A 20,776-nucleotide genomic window follows, 5' to 3' on the forward strand; every position below is an offset into this window, starting at 1 on the left:
TAATCACAAGTAACTGTTTTTCAACAAGTTTATATCTGCATCACCGCCGATGGATGTGCATTATAGACCATTAATAACCCTTTGCAACCCCTTTTTATAGCAATTCATATCAAGCGGTCGTTTTTTACCCAAAAATAATAAAAATATTCATTTTTTATATAAACACGGTTGTAAAAGCAGCAATTTATCGAGCATTTTTTCGTTTTGATTCTTTTCTTGCCATCTTAAAGGTCGACAATCAATGTATTCACAATATCCACCTTCTCCTTGAAGACATTGATCATTCCAACTTAATTGATAACGAAAACTTCCTATGTATCCAGCAGCTAACCCAAATTTGTAATCACCACGACTTTCACCATAGAGTTCAAAAATAACTTTTCCATTTTTTTTACATTGCCAAGAAAACTCTCGTGGTAAATACATTTCTCGCCCATGCGGTGTTTCAACTTTTGGATAAACCCGGTGGATGTGAAAATTAACATCTTCGGTAAACGTGACGGGCTGCTTTCCTAGTTCTTGAATATCTAAACGTGAAAATAGAATGATATTCCACTGATTTCTTATTTGAGAAAGTGTAACTTGAGTTGATTCATTCAAATTAATAATGTGGCAGGTATAAAAACATAAAGATAAAAAAGGTAAATGTAAGGCTCGAGCATGTTTAAATCGGCCTAATCCATTGACCTCATATTTCTGTCCTTTATATAAAATCTCACCTTCACAGTGGCACAAAATAGACCAGTAGTCAGATATTCCCCACTGCAATGCTGATGAATTCGAAATATCATAAGGAGTTTGGACGATTAAATCACAACTCATTTCAGAATCGATTCGTCTAAGCTGAACTCTTGGGATTTGCCACTCAATAAGATCAGTTTTATCGAATTGATACCGACTAGGATTAAGCTGACATTGGCGTCGAATGGAATAAGTTTTTAAGTGCCCTACACTATGTAAGCTATTGCTAACCAGTACAGTTGCTGTATCAACTGCAGAAGTCACAATACCATTTGCGTTATAGCAAAGAGGGATTCTAGGCTGTCCGATCAGACTAATGTAATTAAAGTAACGAAGTGGTGCAGGCAGGTTAGGAAGAATTAAACCTTGATAGACAACTTTAAAAAAACCTCTGGCGGGCTGATAGACAACTCCCCCATTTGAGTTGAGGCTCAGTTGCTGTAATTGATTTTTTTCACTTATCAACTTAGGCATACCGAACCTCATCTAATTTTATGTTTTGATGGTCTCGTTATTTTTTTTAGCTAAAAGTGTGGTAACAAAACCTGATAGAGCATAGATGATTGATACAATCAAAATACCCATTGGAATATTATAAGTGATTGCTGCAAAAATCAGTACTACTGGCAACATAACTACAAAAGGAACACGCTTACGATCCATTTGCTTAAATGAATAATATTTAATATTAGAAATCATAAGTAGTCCTACAACCACCATGATGACCGCGTTAATGGTTTGAATAGCAATATCGCGTAAATCAAAAATGAACGGATAATCACGAGCTACCCATACGAGTGAAATAATGATAATCGCGGCGAGTGGACTAGCAATACCAATAAAATAGCGCTTATCAACCACTCCAATCTGAACATTAAATCGTGCTAAACGGAACGCGGCACAAGCGGTATAAACAAAACAGCATGCCAAACCGATACGGCCTAAGTCATGTAGACTCCAGCTATACATTAGCATTGCTGGCGCTACACCAAATGCTAACAAATCTGATAAAGAGTCATATTGCTCACCAAAAGCACTTTGGGCACCAATAGCTCTGGCAACGCGTCCATCTAACCCATCAAATAATGCTGCAAGAAAAATGGCATAAATCGCTTGAGCAAATTCGCCATTCATACTTGCAATAATGGAATAGAAACCAGACAACAAAGCGGCTGTCGTGATTAAGTTAGGCCAAAGGTAAATACCTCTGCGCTTCACTTTTTGTCCTTCCGGATTATCTTCTTCTTCAACCACTTCGAACGTAATCCCATCAAAAGAATGTTCATTATGAGTTAAATCTTGCTCTGGTTTAGGCGCATTTGTCATTATTTTCTATTCCAAACATGTGCATTGATTTAGATTAATTATTACTCACCCACTAACCAGCGTACAGCGGCATGACCACCTGTTTCTTGCATACGTAAGTGAGGGAATAACCATTGTAGGGCTTGATCTGCTTGTTCGGAGAACTGCCAAGGTGGGTTAATTACTAACAATCCACAACCATTCAAACCTACAGGTGTGTCATCTGGCCAAACACAAATTTCACAGATTAATTGACGGCGAATTCCAGTTTTAAACATTTTCTTTTCAAAACGTTCAATCATTGCGCGATCTTTAATTGGATACCAAACCGCGAAGACACCTGTTGGCCATTTTTTATAAGCGCTTTGTAAAAGTTCAACCAATTGCGGGAAATCCTTACGCTCTAATTCGTAAGGCGGATCAATCATCACTAAACCACGCTTTTCCTTTGGTGGAATTACGGCAAGCAAGCCTTCATATGCATCACGCTCATGCAAGCCCGCACGTTTATCATGAATGTTATGGCGTAATTGCTGAAATACATCACGCTGCATTTCAAATATTGTAGCCTTATCAATTTCACGCATACCTTGCAAAGCAAACCACGGAGAGCCCGGATAACTTCCCTTACCTTCTTGAGCACGTAATTCTTCTACAAGTTTTAGGTATTGCTGGATGGCTTCAGGAGCTTGGCGCTTTTCCATGTCCGAAAGCTGTACAAGACGATGAATACCTGTTAGGAATTCTCCTGACTTTTGTGCAGGTGCCTGAGATAGATCATATTTTCCTGCACCTCCATGCGTATCGATATAACGATAAGGTTTATCTTTAGCATTTAAACGGTTGAGAAGCTGTAGCAAAAGCACATGCTTCATAACATCTGCAAAGTTGCCCGCATGGAAATGGTGACGGTAATTCATGTTGACTTTAATTCCTCAATTCAACGATTAGTTTAACATGAAAAAAATATTCTTTCGTAAGGTTGTGATCATCTAAAATAAGGCTGCTTGATTTTCTTACGATCGATATGAGGTTATATGCACTCTCAACCGCTTCCTGACTGCTGGAATCTGGACCAGATTTTAGATGACTTAAATGCTCATGGTTTCGCAATTGTGAACCAAGCTTATTCTGCTGAATATCATACTCAAGTTGCCAAAGAGTGTAGCCATCACTTTGATGAGTTTCGAGAAGCGGGTATTCAAAATGGTGTGGTGAGTACGATCCGAAGCGATCATATTTTATGGATTAACGAATCTCTTCCTGTGGCTGAGCAGCATGTAGAAACATTAACTTCATTTTGCCAGCATCTAAATCAAGCTTTCTTTTTAGGGATTAAAGAAGTAGAAGCACATTTTGCCTGTTATAACCCGGGTGAATTCTACGCATTACATCGAGATAACCCTCAGCAAAAAAATGATCGTATTATGTCTACCGTTTATTATTTACACCCTGAATGGCAAGATGACTGGGGTGGCCAATTACGCTTACAAGATAAAAATGATATTTGGCACATTATTACACCAGAGCCTAATCGCTTAGTTATATTCCAGAGCAATTTGCTTCATGAGGTTTTAGTTTCTAAACAGCAGCGCCTCTCTATTACTGCTTGGCTTCGTAGCGGAAACTCAATTTGGGTTTAAAAGAAAGCTCTTTAAATTTCTTAAACGGACCCGATATAAAAGATATTGATTAAAAAGGCGAAGGCGTATGTCTATTGAAACAAAAGCGATTGTGTCCAGAATTGGTGAAACAGACCAACTCTATTTAACTGAGAATACGCCCGAGCTTGCTTTGGAGCGTGCAGAATTACGTATGCAGCTCGTTACGTTAAGCCGTGTTCGCCAAGAACAAATTCACTTCTTGCAAGAAGCCATTGTTTTGCTGGAACAAGCTCGTATGGAATATGAAGAAATGCCAATGAGTTTGTATTTAAACCTATCGCTGCATTTAGCTAAAGCTTATATGCTTTATTTTGAGTTAAATAAGGAAAAACGCTTTGCGCTGATTGCTCAGCAAATTTTGAAACCTCTAGCTCATCATCAACATGGCGATATATATTTTTTCTTGGCTTATGCGTCAGCAGCACAGCAAGAGTCTGCACTAACTCGTCATTGGCTCACAAAATATTTATCAACTGCTCAATGTGATCTTGAGTTGCTTCATGAACATCCTATATTTAATCCGGTACGTCATGAACTATGGTATAAAAATTTAATTAAGTTAAGAACTCACTAACTTATTAATGAAAAAGGCCTGTTAACTATAACAGGCCTTTTTCATTTGTTATTTTTTCACACTATCTTCATGTAATTGCTCATTCAGCTCATCAATAACTACAATCCACTCATCATCTTTTTCCCAATGACTTTTTAAAAAATCACTTTGACCTTGGGACCAGAAAGAGGCCTCATGTAACTTCTGTTCAGCCGGCAATTGATGCGTTCTGATAAAATTTTCAATACTTGCTTCATCAGAATCTAAACCCAATTGCTCAAATAAAAGTTGTAATGTCGGTTGTTGTTCAAACATTGTTATTCTCCCATGGCTTCTTTTCAATAATCTAACAACAATAGATGTGAGTTGCATATCTATGCCTATATTTTCTTGTTGTTTTTTGTGTGTTCTTATTAAATTTCACATATAAAAAAGCACCCTACAAGAGAGTGCTTTCCAACTCATCAAACTGATGAATTATTTTACCATGTCAGCAATTGCTGCACGTTCTTCTTCAAGCTCGTTTAGAGTGAAGTTGATACGTTCACGGCTGAATTCATCGATTTCTAAACCTTGAACGATTTTGTATTCACCGTTTTCAGTTGTTACAGGGAAACCGAACATAACGCCTTCAGGAATACCATAAGAACCGTCAGAAGGAACACCCATAGTTACCCATTTGCCGTTAGTACCAAGTGCCCAATCACGCATATGGTCGATTGCAGCGTTAGCAGCAGAAGCAGCAGAAGACAAACCACGTGCTTCGATAATCGCAGCACCACGTTTACCAACAGTTGGAAGGAATACGTCTTTGTTCCAAGCTGGATCGTTGATCTTGTCTTTTAAGCTTTCACCATTTGCAGTTGCAAAACGGTAGTCAGCATACATAGTTGGAGAGTGGTTACCCCAAACTGTTAATTTTTCGATGTCAGCTACAGCAACACCAGCTTTTTGAGCAACTTGAGTCAACGCACGGTTGTGGTCAAGACGCAACATTGCTGTGAAGTTTTTCGCTGGAAGATCTGGAGCAGATTTCATCGCGATGTAAGCATTCGTGTTTGCAGGGTTACCTACAACTAATACTTTAACGTCACGGCTAGCAACTTCGTTTAATGCTTGACCTTGGCCAATGAAGATTTCGCCGTTAACTTTTAACAAGTCAGCACGTTCCATACCAGGACCACGTGGACGAGAACCTACCAATAACGCATAGTCAGCATCTTTAAATGCAACTTTAGGATCATCAGTCCCGATCATGCCAGCCAATAAAGGGAAAGCACAGTCATCAAGTTCCATCATTACGCCTTTAAGCGCTTGTTGTGCTTTTTCAACTGGAACTTCAAGCAATTGTAAAATAACAGGTTGATCTTTACCTAGCATTTCACCGCTTGCGATACGGAATAATAAGCTGTAACCAATTTGACCTGCAGCGCCAGTCACGGCAACACGAACGGGTTGCTTCATGTAATTGTCTCCAATGAGTGTCCTTAATCGGGTTAAGTAGCGATTCTACTTAACCAAATCATCATAAACGGCAAAGATTGTACTCTAAAGAAGTGGCAGATGCATGTAAAAGCGACTCATTTTCACCAAAAGTCTGATAGAAAATACAAATTAACCTTTACAAATAGATTCAATGTATGGTCAGCATTTTTTTATGAAATGGTTATTGCTCTTAATAACTGCCTTTAATGGTAATTTCACTTGGGCAATTAGAGACAACGTGATTTGAGCATTGCTTATATTGACCATTTACCGTGTAACAAACTTTAACTTCTGTTAGTACGACATCAGAGCGTGAGAGCTGACAAGTGAAGCGAATACCATTTTGAGGTAAGCTCGGATTAAGCTTGGTAAATTGTTGACGTAATGTAGATTGCTGCATTTCCACATTAGTAGAGCTGGTTAGATTAGCAGGTATTTTTAAACGTTCAGCGAAGTTAATAATCGTACGGAAATATTGACTTGCATTCATAGGCACACAGCCACCCACACTTCTCCAGAGTTGCACACGAGCATTATTGTCTGGCATCACCCGAGCGACCACCTTAGCTTGCAGTGGTGAGAGTGTAGCTGAGCTTTGTGTTGAACAGTCAGTTCTGGTGGTTTCAGGCATTAAACCAGTAATCGTAAGCGAATATCCTTCAAGACATTTACGCTGCTTTTGTTTAGAAGGATCTAGCGCACAAACAGCAGGCGTCATCTGTACATGCATAACATAACCTTGCACGTTAACAGGTTCCGCATGTAAAACAGAACTCAACAAACCAACGCTTGCACAGATGATCCACCATGCAAGTTGCGATATTGATTGAAGTCCTAGGTCTCTATATTTCATTTAATTAAAACTTGGTTATGCCAATTAAAAGAATGTTCCATCATTCATCATCTAAAACTAAGGTGATGATCGCGTTGGAATGACTTTCATACGTTGTATTAATGATTGAGCACCTTGACCTAATATCACTCCATAATGCGTCGCATTCGTCATGACATGCTTGACATAATCTCTGGTCTCAAGCAATGGAATGGTTTCTGTATATTGATCAGCCTCAATCGGTTGGTAATCAGGTTGCCAACGTCTTGCCCGATTCGGCCCAGCATTATAACCTGCCGTTGCTAAAACAGGGTTATTACTTAACTGCCCTTGAATCATCGATAAATAAAATGTCCCATAACGAATATTGGTGTTCATTTCACTTAACGCTGCCGGATTATATGTTTCTCCCATCTGGCGAGCAATCAACTTTGCCGTATCCGGCATAATTTGCATAAGTCCACCAGCACCTACATGAGAGCGTGCCGAGGTAACAAATCGGCTTTCTTGACGCATTAAACCATAAGCCCAAGCAGGATCAATTCCAGCATTGTAACTATGGCTTACGACATTGGTCTTATGCGGGGTCACATAACGATACGTATCATTATGTTTATTCGTTGTACGATCTGCCGCATAAATCGCGCGGTCATACCATCCCATATCATGAGCACGTTTTGCCGCCGCTAATAGTAATCCATCATCATGCTGTAGATATGCTTGACGAACAGCCCAGTTCCACTCTCGGTTAGTATAGGTTGGGTTGGCATTAATCCGTCTTAAAGTAAATGCACGATTAAAGTGAATATTTTGATCTAGACGGCGTAAATCACTTGCAGTTGGCTCATCATTATATGGCTGATGATTATATCGTAAGCCTAAACGGTCTTTTGCAAGAAGGTTGTGATAATCATCCCCACTTTCAGCTAATTTTTTATAAATACGTTGTGCCGTGTTTTTAGAATTACTATCGCCACGTTGCTCTGTCGCACGCGCTAACCAATATTGCCAGCGATCTTCTTGTTTTTGTGAAACCGACATACTATCAATTGCACGAATTAAACTTTCCCAGGCACTAAAACGAATAGCTTGTCGTGCATAAATTTCAGCTTCTTCAGGACTTAACGGATAGCCATAACTTGCGTCAAAATATTGAAGGACTTCACGGTTAAAGTTGTTTTTCATTACCGTAGTTCCACCAATGTAGGCTACGGTTCGATAGAGATACTTTTGCACGCTCTCTGGAGTGCCTTGCGCTACTCGCTGTACATTTGCAAAAGCATTTCCTAAATCATTATTTGCTAATCGGCCTAGTGCAAAAATCAAATAGGCATAATCTACGTCATTGGTTTTTGGTGCTGACCACAAGTAATTCAGTGGATTCGCCTGAATCTGATTGAGCTGAGCCAAAGACAAATTCAAACCCAAAGTCTGTGCTGTAGCAAGCGCCTGTCCAGATAAACCTGCACGTAACTGTACCCACAGGCGCTGCTGCTTGTCTTGTGTACTCATTAATGGACTAGACAGCATCATACGGCCGAGTCCAATACATGATTCTGGTTGCGATTCAGTGGCTAACCATACATCTTTATATTCAGCAAAAACTAACGCATCACCACTTTTAGCTCTCACCTGCGCTAAAGCACAATTCTCGGCCTGATCAGGATTCGAAACATAAGGCAAGATTGGTTGTGCAGACGCAAAGTCAGCTTGTTTAACTTTTTCTTCGACATAATCCGCGGCCAGCTTTTCTGCCATAGCAGACTGTGGATAGCGCTGTGCGAAGCTTACAATTGATGTCGGAGATTGAAAGCCTAAATTCGTGTTTAATTTCCAATATTCAGGATAGTAGCCCAACACATCATTTTGCATTGCAAGCTGATATTGATCTAACAATGCAGTATTACCACTATTGGCGGCATTTAGTGCATCGTTAAATTGTTCTTCTGCGGCATAAGATAATGAACAACCAAGTAAACACACAGCTCCTAACCAGCTACGATGTGCATATTTATTTTTCATCACACGACTCTTGTTTGATGAGCTCTTTTTACCTGGTCTCATAAATGCGTTAAATCCTGACTATCCACCTTTAGGCATAGTTTAATTATTCTTCATGCTTTCTTTTGTTGTGTTATGTAACTATCTGATTCAACATCATTAAAATTCATGTCATTTGTCTCCATAAATCATGTGTAGCTTATGGGAGTTTATTGTTATCTGTTCTGCTCAAAATACTGCTATAATGATTGGTTTGACCCGTTTTGGGTCATTTTATTATTTAACTAGATCGATCTGTTAGGAGCCTGCATGACGGTTCAAACCTTCATTCCCAATGGTGCCAAAGCTGCCTCAGAAAACACTGTTACCCAGCCAACGCACACCACTGATGTTTCAATAAAGAAACTATATATTGAAACTCAAGGGTGTCAGATGAATGAGTATGACAGTCACCGTATGGCAGACCTTTTGGGGGATTCTCATGGTTATGTGTTAACGAATAACCCTAATGAAGCAGACATTCTGCTCATGAATACTTGCTCTATTCGTGAAAAAGCACAAGAGAAAGTATTTAGTGAATTAGGTCGTTGGCGCAAATTAAAAGAACAAAATCCTGATCTTGTTATTGGTGTGGGTGGATGTGTTGCTTCTCAAGAAGGTGACAATATTCAAAAACGTGCACCTTATGTCGACATGATTTTTGGTCCACAAACCTTACACCGTTTACCGCAAATGCTTGATCAACATCACGCACAAGTGGAAAAGCCGAAAAAAGAAAAAATTAAGCTCGTTGATATTTCATTCCCTGATATTGAAAAATTCGACTTCTTACCTGAACCACGCGTAGAAGGTTTTAAAGCATTCGTTTCTATTATGGAAGGTTGCTCTAAATACTGTTCTTTCTGTGTTGTTCCATACACTCGTGGTGAAGAAGTTTCACGTCCACTTGATGATGTTCTTGCAGAAATCGCAGGCCTTGCTGAAAAAGGTGTCCGTGAAATCAGCTTGCTTGGTCAAAATGTGAACGGATATCGTGGCGAAACATTCGAAGGTGGCATTTGTACCTTCCCTGAATTGTTACGACTCGTTGCAGAAATTCCAGGTATTGGCCGTTTACGTTATACAACTTCACATCCACTTGAGTTCTCTGATGAACTTATTCAGTGTTATGAAGATTTACCTCAAATGGTTTCACACTTACATTTGCCAGTACAAAGTGGATCTAACGATGTACTCAAAGCAATGAAGCGAAATCACACGATTGATGTATACATTGATAAGATTGCCAAGTTACGCAAAATACGCCCTGATATGCATTTATCGAGCGATTTTATCATTGGTTTCCCTGGTGAAACGGATGAAAATTTTGCAGAAACATTGCAATTTATCAAAGACTTAGACTTTGATCATTCTTATAGCTTTGTTTACTCAAAACGCCCGGGTACACCAGCATCTGACTTACCAGATACAACCCCTGAACACGTTAAAAAAGAACGTTTAGCACAAGTTCAACAAGTCATTAAGCAATCTAGTATTGAAAAAACTGACGCAATGCTTGGCAAAATTGAACGTGTACTTATTGAAAAAGTATCTGATCAAGACCCTAATATTTTAGTAGGTACAGCAGACAATACACGTTTAGTGACTTTTGTAGGCGATGCATCGTGGGTTGGTCGGTTTGCAGAGATTGAGATTACTGAAATTAAAACTTTAAATTTAGTTTACGGTGAACTCTTGAATCTTGAGCCTGACGTGGCGTAATGTAGAGGTATTCTAAAGTCTACTGAAAGGTTTTCTCTTGACTGCAGCGATTCGACGTACCGTAACATTTCCTGAAATTTCAATGGAACGTTTAAAGAGCATCTTGGGTGCCTATAATGGGCACCTTAAGCAAATTGAACAGCGTTTAGATGTCAAAATTACTCATCGTGGAGATGTTTTTTACATAGATGGTGAGATAGATGCTGTTGGGAGAGCCGAAGCGTTATTGCAACGACTCTACGAAGAAACAGAGGCGTCCCAACAAATCAGTGCTGACCTGTTACACCTCTTGATTCAATCTTCGCAAACTGAACGAAACTTCGAACTAGTTGGCGAAGAAATGGATGAGCATGATGCGCCCATGGATGTCTATTTCCAGACTCGAAAAGGTCGCATTAATCCACGTGGTGCCAATCAAAAACGCTATGTACAACGTATTTTACAAAGCGATATTTCTTTTGGTGTAGGCCCTGCTGGTACAGGTAAAACTTATTTAGCAGTTGCTGCCGCAGTGGACATGTTAGAACGTAATGAAATCCAGCGAATTTTACTTGTCCGCCCTGCGGTAGAGGCAGGAGAAAAGCTCGGTTTCTTACCTGGTGATTTAACCCAGAAAATCGACCCATATCTACGTCCTCTTTACGATGCCCTCTACGAAATGCTGGGCTTCGAAAAAGTCGCCAAGTTAATCGAACGTCAAGTGATTGAAGTTGCACCACTTGCTTATATGCGTGGTCGTACTCTTAACCATTCATTTGTGATTTTGGATGAAGCTCAAAACACTACACCAGAACAAATGAAAATGTTCTTGACCCGTTTAGGTTTTGGCTCTCGTGCAGTGATTACAGGTGACATTACCCAAGTAGATTTACCTCGAGGCCAACAATCTGGTTTGGCACACGCCCTTCGCGTACTTGAGAACATTAAAGAAATTCATATTACCCGTTTCCATTCCCGCGATGTAGTACGCCATCAACTTGTTCAAAAAATTGTTGAAGCTTATGAGGGGTGGGATGGTGAACAACAGCGTCTTAATGCTGAAGCACGTGCTGAACGTAAAGCACGCCAAGAAGCATTAATTGCTGAAAACGATACAGCAGCAGACTTGCAACATCAGGATGCTTAAGGATTCATTTTGAAAATCAGTTTAAGTTTACAACAAGACTTTCAATCCCCTGAGTTAGAGCTCAAACGGGCTCAACTCAAAAAAATTATTGAGACAACTTTACGCCACGTTGGCTATAAAGAAGATTGCGAAATTGGTATCGCATGTGTTGATTTGGAAGAAAGCCATCAACTTAACTTGCAATATCGAGAGAAAGATAAGCCAACTAACGTTCTGTCTTTTCCAAGTGATATTCCTGAAGAAGTTTTACCAATGCTCGACGCATTACCGTTGGGTGATTTAGTAATTTGTATTCCAGTGGTATTACAAGAGGCTTTGGAACAAAAGAAAACCGCACAAAATCATTTTGCGCATCTTTTAGTTCATGGGGTTCTACATTTACTTGGTTATGACCATGAAACAAGTGATGAGGATGCTGAAGAAATGGAAGGTTTAGAGATCGAAATCTTAGCTAAACTCAATATTGCCAACCCATATCAGGAATAATCAAATTCCCTCATACGATTAAGAACGCAGTCAGCTTCTTAATACATTTTAAAAATGTGGATATCCTAAAAGTTATCCACATTTTTTCATTAATGAACTTCAAATTCAGCTTCAGCTGGATCAAAACGCCATGTACGAATAATACGAAGTTCCGAAATATCTTTCATATTTGCATCAAAACGGCCAAACGGCGCTCCACGCCGTACCGATGCCTTTGCTGCTTCATCTAGAACTGGATGGCCTGAGCTTTCAAGCAAACGAATTGCACGAATTCCCCCTTGAGCATTCAAAATTACCATAAGGCGAACTTCACCTTTTAACTGTTGCTGTTTCGCTTCTTCTGGATAATAACGGTTGCCATAAAGCTCTACTTTTTCACGAAATTTATCTAGATAAGCTGCTGACGCATCTTTCTTGGCTTGAATACCATCTACTGTTTTTATCTTTTGTTGGCGACTAAAATCTTGCTGACGTTGTAAATACTGAGCTTCAAGACTCGCTACCATGGCAGCTTTTGCCTGAAACTGACTTTGTAATTGTTCAAGTGCTTTTTTTCTTTGGCTCTCCTCTGCTTGTTTCTGCCAACTCAATACAGTCATGAGTACTTTTTCTTCAAATTTAAGTTCTCTTTGTTGCTGCACTTTTTCTAAAGTTTCTAGCTGAGCTTCTCCTGTTGAAGCATCACTTGGCATAGGCGTTGGAGAGTTACTCGACATCCGATGAGCTTCCCGAAAAGCTCCTGAACCTTGTTGATCGGCTTGAGCTAAAAAGTCTGCATGCTTGATCACATCTTCAGTAGGACGAATCGATATTGCAATTTCTTTAGTCGATTGTTCTGATGGCGCAGGCATCGCAAAATGGATGAGCAACACAAAAATATGCAGTAAGATTGCTAATATTATTGCAGCGATAAAGACTCGGTCTTGCCACCAATAATAAAAAGGCTCTATGGATAGACTTCTTTTTTTCAACATAATCTTAAAAGCATATAGATGCCTTTTCCCCACGGTATTACCGAATAAAACATAAACTGATATTCAAATATGGATAAAAGTGTGATTCACTTCAAATATTGATATTTATCCATTTTCATTTTGTCAAAATGTATCAATTAAATTTGTTACACTGCAATATCAAAACCTGTTTTTTATCATAATAAAGATTGTGTGGATTCTTTAGTAAATCATCTTCTGGAAGTTCTTTTATGCAAACGCTATTTTCCTCATTAGTCAAACGTCTTCATAAAGTCTACCGAAAAGCTGAAGCCTTCATTGAGGAAGAAAGAGATTTTACATTATCGCAAACTTTTCTAAATGCGACCTTAGAACGCTACGTGACTAATAATGTCGAGTTTTTAGATGATCTACATGCAGATCTTTATCATGACTGGTTAAGACTCTATGCCACAATGCATGTTAAAGGTTTAGAGACCACTTTGTCGGTCGACTTAAAACTTATCCAGATGGAATTTAATAAAGAACAACAACTTATTGTTTTTGAGCAAATTAGTAACACACAAATTGTAGAAGCTAAATATAAAAATTTCTGGCAAAAAATTGCTGTAAAAGCGGCTATTTTTTACTATCACAAAATTCTAAAAAAAGATCCACTAGGCATGATTCTAGAGCGATTTGATGTAGCCCAAGAAAAAGATGACTTGATCTTCTTAGACCTTAACCGTTGGTTTGCTAAAAAGGCCAGTATTATTGAAACTTTAGGCAAGGTTCATATCAACTATGCACGAGTACGTGAAGCAGAATTAGTTGTCTTTGGTAATGTTAATCTCGCTGCTTTACTTTCCCGTGATCAAGATGATGATTCTGAAGATGAACTTGAAGACACTGAAATTACGCCAATACAGCAAAAAGATGTATAACAACGGTATGAACTAAAGAAATTCACTGTTAAAAAACACAAAGAGATTACATATTTAGCATAAATCCTGATTTTTTCTCCATGATCAACAGGCATAATATGCAAAAGTCATAGATGCATCAGCACTGACCTATCAGTCTGTACAAGGATATTTACTTATGGCAACAAAATTTCTGAAATCATTCAGCATCGCAACTGGTATTTCGACAACTTTGCTTATTGCAAGTTTCTCTAGCCATGCACTTGCCATGAGCCCATTTCAGGCAAATTATCAGTTTACCTACAATAATAAAGGTATGGGTTCAGCGACACGTGCATTGAGTCAACAAGGCAATAACTGGACTTATCAATTCACAGCAAAAGCAGGTGGAATCGCTTCTGCAAGTGAAACAAGTAAATTTAGTTTTGCAAACGGTAAAATTGGTTCACAAAGCTTTAGTCGTACCAGTAAAATTTTGATTCATAACAACACAATGAGTATTAATTTTAATCCTGGCAATAAGACTATTAGCACGAAAAAAGACGATAAAGCGCGCTCATTCGCTTGGCAGGCAGGTGTACTTGATGAGCTAAATGCAGAATTACAGATTCGTGAAGATTTAAAAAATGGTTCACTTAAATCGTCTTACCCTCTAGCCGATGCAAAAGAAGTTGAAAATCGTCGTTTTGTTAAACAAGGCAACGAGAAAATTAAAACCTCTTATGGCACATTTGATACCGTGAAAGTTGTTTTACAACATAAGAAACCTGAGCGCAGCACAATTTTCTGGCTAGCTCCGAAATTAGACTACCTTCCAGTCAAGGTTAGTCATATTGATGGCAAAACATCTTATGGTTTGTTATTAACAAGTTATACAGGTAAAACGAATTAAAGCTTGCATTTTTTCGGATGCTTTTTAAAATACGCATTTGCTTTAAAAAGCATCCGTCTAGAGGATTCTCCCGTGCACGCACTAGAACAGAAAATCTTAACAGAAGGTATCGTTCTATCTGATCAAGTGTTGAAAGTCGACGCTTTCTTAAATCACCAAATTGACCCTGTACTCATGCAGCAGATTGGTAAAGAATTTGCCGCTCGCTTTAAAGATGCAGGGATTACCAAGATTATTACCATTGAAGCTTCAGGTATTGCGCCAGCAATCATGGCAGGTTTAGAACTTGGTGTACCTGTGATTTTTGCTCGTAAATATCAATCGCTTACTTTAAAAGACGATTTATACCGCGCTAAAGTGTTTAGTTTCACTAAACAGACAGAAAGTACCATTGCCATTTCAAATAAGCACATCAACTCAAGCGACAAAGCCTTAGTGATTGATGACTTCTTAGCAAATGGTCAAGCTGCGCTTGGTTTGATTGACTTAATTCATCAAGCAAATGCAGAAGTTGTAGGTGTGGGTATTGTGATTGAAAAATCATTCCAACCAGGCCGTGATTTATTACTTGAAAAAGGTTACCGCGTTGAGTCATTAGCGCGCGTTCAATCACTTGCTGATGGCACAGTAACTTTTGTAAAAGAATAAAATAGTTTAAATAAAAAAGAGCGGAAATCCGCTCTTTTTTATTGCCATAAATTTAAGAATGAAGTTTTTTTACGATTTCGCCTAAGCGCTTCCCTTGTGCTTCACATAAATTTTTTTCATCTTGGCTTAAATTTTGGTCATGTCTTGGACCGCTCACGTGGCTTGCGCCATAGGGAGTCCCACCTGTTTTAGTATTCGACAAAGCCGGAATAGAGTTTGGTAATCCTAAAATCATCATTCCGTGATGAAATAATGGAGGTAACATCGTTAATAACGTACTTTCTTGCCCACCATGCATTGAACCAGAAGAAGTAAAAACGCATGCTGGCTTATTATGTAAAGCACCATTTAACCAAAGGCTTGTAGTCTGATCCCAAAAATATTTCATTTCGCTTGCCATATTACCAAAGCGAGTTGGAGACCCTAGCGCTAAGCCTGCACAATTGGCCAGTTCCTCTAAAGTACAATAAATATCACCTTCTTCAGGAATGCTTGGCTCAGCTTCTGTTACCACTGTTGCAATATTAGGTACTGTGCGAATTTTTACATTCACACCTGCCGATTCAACACCATTCGCAATAAGGTGCGCCATTTCTTTAGTTGAACCATATTTACTGTAATAAAGCACAAGAATGTAAGGTTGCATCGGTTTCACGAATTTTGTTAAAAAGAACACTATACGGTATTTTTTGTTTTTTTGGCGTAGCCAATTTTATGAAATTCTAGAGGTGATTGATTTTTAAGGGCACAGTAACAAATATCGGTAAAAGCTTTTTACTACCTTTTGTTACGATGATACATACAGAACTTTCAGAATACTTTTTTATTCTTTAGGTTAAAGTTTACCCACATCAACGATAGTGTTCTCAACCGAATACACTGGTGAATATCAATCACCCACATCATGATTAAAAAAATCGGGATAGATGACGCATGTTAGAACGTTTTTTGAAGAAGCTTCCTTTTTATAACAAGACCTGGTTTCAATTTATTTTATTCGTAATTAAGCGTTTTGAAGCGGATCGTTGCCGTGAACAAGCCGGCTCCCTCACCTATACGACACTTTTTGCCGTTGTACCTATGTTAACGGTATTTTTAGTTATTATTTCTTCAATTAAGGCATTGGAACCTGCCAGACAACAGTTACAGCACTTAATCTACAGTAATTTTTTGCCTAAAAGTACGATTGCTTTTGATAAAGCTCTTAATGCTTTTACCGAAAAGTCCAGTAATTTAACTGTAATTGGTGTGCTATTCCTCTTTGTCACAACAGTTTTAATGCTTACTTCAATTGAAACCGTTTTTAACCGAATATGGCGAGTAAAAGAAACCCGTAGCGGTATTGTAGGCTTTATGCGTTACTGGACCATTATTTCGCTTGGTCCAATTATTTTAGGCAGTGCATTTGTTATTTCATCAACTGTTGCTTCCATGAATTTATTAAGCAATAACTTCACAGGTTATCAACTTGATGGCGCCTTTTTACTCTGGCTTATTTCTTTTGTTCTCACAATTTTAGGTTTTTTTATTTTATATTGGACTATTCCCAACCGCACAGTTCCCCTATATGCAGCAGCAATTGCTGCATGCTTAAGTGCTGCATTATTTGAGACACTCAAAAATTTATTTAGCTTTGTTATGTCAAATTTCACCAGTTATGAAATCATATATGGTGCGTTTGCAGCAGTACCTATTTTCCTATTATGGGTCTTCTTATCTTGGAATATTGTATTGCTTGGTGTCGAGGTAAGTTTTGCTCTTACCGCTTTTCATTCAGGCAAAGAGCAAAAAAGACATCCGGTTTTAATGCTGCTCGACATCTTGGAATTGTTCTATAAAAAGCAAAAACTTGGTGAAAGCGTGAGTGATAAAGAAGCATTAGAAATTTTAGGTCGTGGTGAAGTTGGTCGTTGGCCTGCTTATGTTCTCTTACTAGAAGAGCAAAATCTGGTTAAACGTACCGATAAGGATGAATATGTTTTGGTCCGCAATTTATCTCAAGTCGACTTTTGGAGCTTCTTCACTGCACTGCCTTATCCATTACCTTTACGTCAGGATGTATCAAATGTTCATGATGATGACGAATGGATGGAAAAAATTGGCCCAGCTTTAGTAGAGTCTAATGATTATTTAGCTGCAAAGCTCTCTATTCCACTTTCAACAATTTTTGAAGAGAAATAATACTCACCTAACGTCAGGGCTTAGCTACTGTTAGCTTTGCCCTGTTTTAGACTCATGATGACTATTCCTGACAGCACTAAAATACTTCCAAAAATAAATTTAATTTCTAGTTTTTCCTCTAATAACAAAATACTAAATAACACACCAAATAATGGGGTTAAAAAAGAAAATATCCCTAATCGTGATGCAAGATAATTTCTTAATAACCAAAACCATAATAGTAAACTTGCAAAAGATACGATTAAAGTTTGAAAGCTTAAGCTTAGGATCGTTAAAGTGGTGAAATGAATTGTTGTTTGATTTGTTAAAAAAGCGATTAGTAAGAGTAGAACAAAACAGCCAAATAGTTGATAAAACAATGTTTGAGTTGCCGGCGCTTGAGCTAAAGGAGATAAACGAACAATAATTGTACTGAGTGCCCATGCAAGCCCAGCCATAAGTGCATATAAATCGCCTAACAAAACTTGTGCTAGAGCTGGCGCATTTGTAGCTGTGCTTGTTGGGTAAAATGTAATAATGATCCCCATAAAAGCCAGAGCAATACCCCCCCATTGCGCTCGATTCAGACGTTCAGTAGGAAATTTCCAATGAAGCCCTAATGCAACAAAAATTGGAGCGGTATACAGTAAAACTACTGTATGAGAGGTAGAGGTAAACTTTAAGGCTTGGGTGACGAAATAAAATTCTAATGAAAAAAATAAAGCAACAAGAGCGCCAGCTTTGCATTGTCTATAAGAAAATAGATGAATCGAATGATCTCGCCACAATAAAGGTAAAACTAGAACAGCAGATAAGCCGGAACGTAAAGCGATTTGCATAATCGGCGAAATATCTGGTGCTGCTATTTTCAGAACCACCTGTTGCAGCCCTAAGACCATACATAAAAGCACCATTAAAGCCGAAGCTCTGGTATCCAGATTTTTGCGCTCTTCCATTTAGCACCTTTATTTATAGCGAAAAATCTGACTATAGAACTGTCTTATTTAAATGATATAGTGAAAAACAGACAAGACATAAGTAATTTCAGGCAATTTTCAAAGATGAAAAAATCAGCTCAACGTGTGCAGGATTTTCAGGAAATTCCGGCTCATAACGCAATTCCTGATTTGCTTTGGTTCCGTGTTCGTAATGCACCCGCAGAAACGATTTATCCTCAACATGCGCATGCATGGGGTGAGTTTATTTATGCATTTAGTGGTGTACTCGAAGTTAATATTGATCAAATTAATTATTTAACCCCGCCACCTTATGGTATTTGGCTTCCTCCTTATACCAAACACAGTGGTATTAACCGCAACGAAGTGACTCATGCAACTTTATATGTTCATGAAAGTCTGTGCCAAAAGTTACCGCAGAAAGCCGGTATCCTATTAACGTCCCCACTTGTACCTGCTTTACTCGATCACTTGAGGCAAAACCCACAAGATGAAATCCAAGTCGAATATATACGCCTACTCCAAGTTTTATTAGATCAACTCATACAGGCTGAATTAGTGGGTAGTTATTTACCTACAACAGATCATCCAGCTTTAGCAAAAATTCTAAATGATTTACACCAATGCCCTGCCGATAACAGCACCTTGCAAGAATTAGCTGAACGAATAAATATGACTGAAAGAACGTTGGCACGTTACAGTCAAAAAGAGTTGGGAATGTCTTTACATGAATGGAGGCAACGATTAAAAGTAATGAAAGCAATGACCATGCTTAATCAAGGAAAAACCATAGAAAGTATCGCTTTTGATTTGGGCTATGCCAGCGCATCAGCATTTATTTATATGTTTAAACGTTGGATGGGTTTTACCCCAGACCAGTTCCGAAAGCTCTATCAATAAATTAATTTTGAGTATAATAAAAAACCCTATTATCCGTTTAATAATAGGGTTTAAAGTTTAATAACTTAAATAAAATTATGCTTTAACAAATGTTTCCCAAACAAAATCTTGAGTAGCACCTTTCAAAGTCATTTTTAGCTGATCGCCAGCATTTAATGGCCCTACACCTGCGGGTGTACCCGTCATAATAACATCGCCTGGCTCAAGTGAGAACACCTGATTAATATCTACTAAAAGATAAGCAATATTAAACATGAGCAAAGCGGTATTACCGTCTTGACGTAATTCATCATTAATATGGAAATTAAATCTAGTCTCTTCCCAGTTCGTAATTTCACTTACATCTACCCAGTCTGCAAGCACACATGAACCATCAAAAGCCTTTGCTCTTTCCCAAGGTTGGCCTTTATCTTTTAACTCATTTTGCAAGTCACGTAATGTTAAATCCAATCCTAAAGTCACTGCACCAATAGCCTGCAATACTTTTTGCGGATCAGTTTCTCCTTTTAGTGGCTGATCAATGCGTAAAACAAATTCACATTCGAAATGACAACTACCCCACGCAGGATTCCATGAAATGCCTTCATCTAAACCAATCAAACTACTTGGTGGTTTGATAAATAACACCGGACGTCCTGGCATTGCATTGTTCAGTTCTTTTACATGATCAGCATAACTTCTGCCCACACAAACGATTTTTGAAGGACGTGTTTTCATGAAGCTTCCTTTATTGTTGCGGCTAATAATTCCAATAACTTATTTCTTAAATGTATTTTCAAATATAGTTTGATCTGAAGCCTGAGCAAATGCACGTTTCGGCACAATAATGACCGTTTTATTTTTAAGCTCAAGCATATAAGTCAGCTTGCCTTTAGCAAAAGTCTGCACTTCACTATACTGTACAGCTTGTTTACGCCCAGCAGCATAGAGCTCAAAATAATCTTGATATAAATCGATTCCTTGCTCGCTCTTACCAAATTGATAACGTACAAATTGACGTTTAAACATCATAGGTAAAAGCCAGTAGCGCATTAGACCTTGCATAACCAAGAAGAAAACGCCTAAAGCAACATAGTAGCGGCCAACACCTGAAAAGCCTAAATATAAGCCCCAAATAATAATTGCAATACTAATAACAGGTGTCAAAAACCGTGTGAATTGTTTCTTTCCGAATGTCACCAAGCCAAATCCGTCTTGAGACTCTTCTAAATTTAAATAATAACGTAAAGATAAAGCGCTTTTTTGCTCGGTCATCACAATGTATCAATATTGAATAAATCGAAACTATTAGAGCATATTCATCTACGCTTTAAAATGAATCAAAAGTGATTTTTTATTTTTGCTTTAACTGTAAAGCTTTTATTAGTACAAGCTACTTATGCGTTTCATATATAGAACGTAGATTCATATT

At 38.4% G+C, this 20,776-nt stretch carries 21 protein-coding genes and 1 pseudogene; 10 read left to right on the forward strand and 12 right to left on the reverse strand.

Translation table 11 applies throughout. The annotated features are described in order from the left end of the window. Positions 1–104: 104 nt before the first annotated feature. The 3 genes and pseudogenes from NQ782_RS05155 to NQ782_RS05165 all read right to left on the reverse strand — a co-directional run bounded on the left by NQ782_RS05155 (position 105) and on the right by NQ782_RS05165 (position 2,966). Positions 105–1,215: pseudogene (locus NQ782_RS05155) on the reverse strand (DUF6670 family protein). A gap of 18 nt (positions 1,216–1,233) precedes the next feature. Next, positions 1,234–2,067 (reverse strand): CDP-diacylglycerol--serine O-phosphatidyltransferase, encoded by an 834-nt coding sequence (pssA, locus tag NQ782_RS05160; protein ID WP_000180205.1) that lies wholly within the window; start codon positions 2,065–2,067, stop codon positions 1,234–1,236. 41 nt (positions 2,068–2,108) lie between these two features. Beyond that, positions 2,109–2,966, reverse strand: coding sequence for a 23S rRNA (adenine(2030)-N(6))-methyltransferase RlmJ (locus NQ782_RS05165; RefSeq protein ID WP_001109438.1), 858 nt, complete (start codon positions 2,964–2,966; stop codon positions 2,109–2,111). A gap of 117 nt (positions 2,967–3,083) precedes the next feature. Here NQ782_RS05165 and NQ782_RS05170 point away from each other — a divergent pair, with 117 nt between their 5' ends. Together NQ782_RS05170 and NQ782_RS05175 are read left to right on the forward strand one after the other, a co-directional pair. Next, positions 3,084–3,689: a 2OG-Fe(II) oxygenase gene (locus tag NQ782_RS05170; RefSeq protein WP_000556104.1), complete on the forward strand. Its 606-nt coding sequence runs from the start codon at positions 3,084–3,086 to the stop codon at positions 3,687–3,689. 67 nt (positions 3,690–3,756) lie between these two features. Continuing rightward, the gene (locus NQ782_RS05175; RefSeq protein WP_000021433.1) at positions 3,757–4,284 is read left to right on the forward strand and encodes a hypothetical protein; all 528 of its coding nucleotides are present in this window, start codon (positions 3,757–3,759) and stop codon (positions 4,282–4,284) included. 48 nt (positions 4,285–4,332) lie between these two features. Here the strand turns inward: NQ782_RS05175 and NQ782_RS05180 are convergent, their stop codons facing one another. The 4 genes from NQ782_RS05180 to NQ782_RS05195 form a co-directional block, all read right to left on the reverse strand. Continuing rightward, positions 4,333–4,578, reverse strand: a complete 246-nt coding sequence (locus tag NQ782_RS05180) for a DUF2789 domain-containing protein (RefSeq protein ID WP_000462898.1) — start codon at positions 4,576–4,578, stop codon at positions 4,333–4,335. 162 nt (positions 4,579–4,740) lie between these two features. Continuing rightward, positions 4,741–5,727 (reverse strand): malate dehydrogenase, encoded by a 987-nt coding sequence (locus NQ782_RS05185; RefSeq protein ID WP_000813006.1) that lies wholly within the window; start codon positions 5,725–5,727, stop codon positions 4,741–4,743. 211 nt (positions 5,728–5,938) lie between these two features. Then, a complete protein-coding gene (locus NQ782_RS05190) occupies positions 5,939–6,601 on the reverse strand; it encodes a hypothetical protein (RefSeq protein WP_000877281.1) in 663 nt (220 codons plus the stop codon). A gap of 57 nt (positions 6,602–6,658) precedes the next feature. Further along, positions 6,659–8,602 carry a lytic transglycosylase domain-containing protein gene (locus tag NQ782_RS05195; RefSeq protein WP_057094388.1) on the reverse strand — a complete coding sequence of 648 codons (1,944 nt, stop codon included), beginning with the start codon at positions 8,600–8,602 and terminating at the stop codon, positions 6,659–6,661. 288 nt (positions 8,603–8,890) lie between these two features. Between NQ782_RS05195 and miaB the strand changes: the two genes are divergently transcribed. From miaB to ybeY, 3 genes are read left to right on the forward strand one after another with little or no spacing between them, the layout of a single operon-like run. After that, positions 8,891–10,342 carry a tRNA (N6-isopentenyl adenosine(37)-C2)-methylthiotransferase MiaB gene (miaB, locus tag NQ782_RS05200; protein WP_000218141.1) on the forward strand — a complete coding sequence of 484 codons (1,452 nt, stop codon included), beginning with the start codon at positions 8,891–8,893 and terminating at the stop codon, positions 10,340–10,342. A gap of 37 nt (positions 10,343–10,379) precedes the next feature. Next, entirely contained in the window at positions 10,380–11,468 is a 1,089-nt protein-coding gene (locus tag NQ782_RS05205) for a PhoH family protein (RefSeq protein ID WP_000122983.1), read from the forward strand. 9 nt (positions 11,469–11,477) lie between these two features. After that, positions 11,478–11,954, forward strand: a complete 477-nt coding sequence (gene ybeY, locus NQ782_RS05210; RefSeq protein WP_000703571.1) for an rRNA maturation RNase YbeY — start codon at positions 11,478–11,480, stop codon at positions 11,952–11,954. An 89-nt stretch (positions 11,955–12,043) separates the two neighbouring features. Here the strand turns inward: ybeY and NQ782_RS05215 are convergent, their stop codons facing one another. Further along, on the reverse strand, positions 12,044–12,928 hold the full coding sequence (locus NQ782_RS05215; protein WP_000914779.1) for an energy transducer TonB: 885 nt from the start codon (positions 12,926–12,928) through the stop codon (positions 12,044–12,046). A gap of 230 nt (positions 12,929–13,158) precedes the next feature. Between NQ782_RS05215 and NQ782_RS05220 the strand changes: the two genes are divergently transcribed. The 3 genes from NQ782_RS05220 (at position 13,159) to NQ782_RS05230 (ending at position 15,349) form a co-directional block, all read left to right on the forward strand. Beyond that, positions 13,159–13,830 (forward strand): hypothetical protein, encoded by a 672-nt coding sequence (locus NQ782_RS05220; protein WP_001193961.1) that lies wholly within the window; start codon positions 13,159–13,161, stop codon positions 13,828–13,830. 157 nt (positions 13,831–13,987) lie between these two features. Further along, entirely contained in the window at positions 13,988–14,701 is a 714-nt protein-coding gene (locus NQ782_RS05225; protein ID WP_000201548.1) for a DUF3108 domain-containing protein, read from the forward strand. A 72-nt stretch (positions 14,702–14,773) separates the two neighbouring features. Continuing rightward, positions 14,774–15,349: a xanthine phosphoribosyltransferase gene (locus NQ782_RS05230; RefSeq protein ID WP_000543071.1), complete on the forward strand. Its 576-nt coding sequence runs from the start codon at positions 14,774–14,776 to the stop codon at positions 15,347–15,349. Between the two features lie 52 nt (positions 15,350–15,401). Here NQ782_RS05230 and wrbA read toward each other — a convergent pair whose 3' ends face one another. Beyond that, positions 15,402–15,995, reverse strand: coding sequence for an NAD(P)H:quinone oxidoreductase (wrbA, locus tag NQ782_RS05235; RefSeq protein WP_001183353.1), 594 nt, complete (start codon positions 15,993–15,995; stop codon positions 15,402–15,404). 287 nt (positions 15,996–16,282) lie between these two features. Between wrbA and NQ782_RS05240 the strand changes: the two genes are divergently transcribed. Next, the gene (locus NQ782_RS05240) at positions 16,283–17,530 is read left to right on the forward strand and encodes a YihY family inner membrane protein (RefSeq protein ID WP_000893466.1); all 1,248 of its coding nucleotides are present in this window, start codon (positions 16,283–16,285) and stop codon (positions 17,528–17,530) included. Between the two features lie 20 nt (positions 17,531–17,550). On the opposite strand, the gene NQ782_RS05245 is transcribed toward NQ782_RS05240, so the two are convergent. Beyond that, complete coding sequence (locus NQ782_RS05245; RefSeq protein WP_057094392.1) at positions 17,551–18,465, reverse strand: DMT family transporter; 915 nt, start codon at positions 18,463–18,465, stop codon at positions 17,551–17,553. A 105-nt stretch (positions 18,466–18,570) separates the two neighbouring features. On the opposite strand from NQ782_RS05245, the gene NQ782_RS05250 reads away from it, so the two are divergent. Next, positions 18,571–19,365, forward strand: coding sequence for an AraC family transcriptional regulator (locus NQ782_RS05250; protein WP_057094393.1), 795 nt, complete (start codon positions 18,571–18,573; stop codon positions 19,363–19,365). A 75-nt stretch (positions 19,366–19,440) separates the two neighbouring features. On the opposite strand, the gene NQ782_RS05255 is transcribed toward NQ782_RS05250, so the two are convergent. Further along, complete coding sequence (locus NQ782_RS05255) at positions 19,441–20,082, reverse strand: fumarylacetoacetate hydrolase family protein (protein WP_000857682.1); 642 nt, start codon at positions 20,080–20,082, stop codon at positions 19,441–19,443. A 39-nt stretch (positions 20,083–20,121) separates the two neighbouring features. Beyond that, a complete protein-coding gene (locus tag NQ782_RS05260; protein WP_000139385.1) occupies positions 20,122–20,619 on the reverse strand; it encodes a YcxB family protein in 498 nt (165 codons plus the stop codon). Positions 20,620–20,776 lie beyond the last annotated feature (157 nt).

The sequence above is a fragment of the Acinetobacter sp. BD54 genome, assembly GCF_044778325.1.
Taxonomy (GTDB): domain Bacteria; phylum Pseudomonadota; class Gammaproteobacteria; order Pseudomonadales; family Moraxellaceae; genus Acinetobacter; species Acinetobacter baumannii.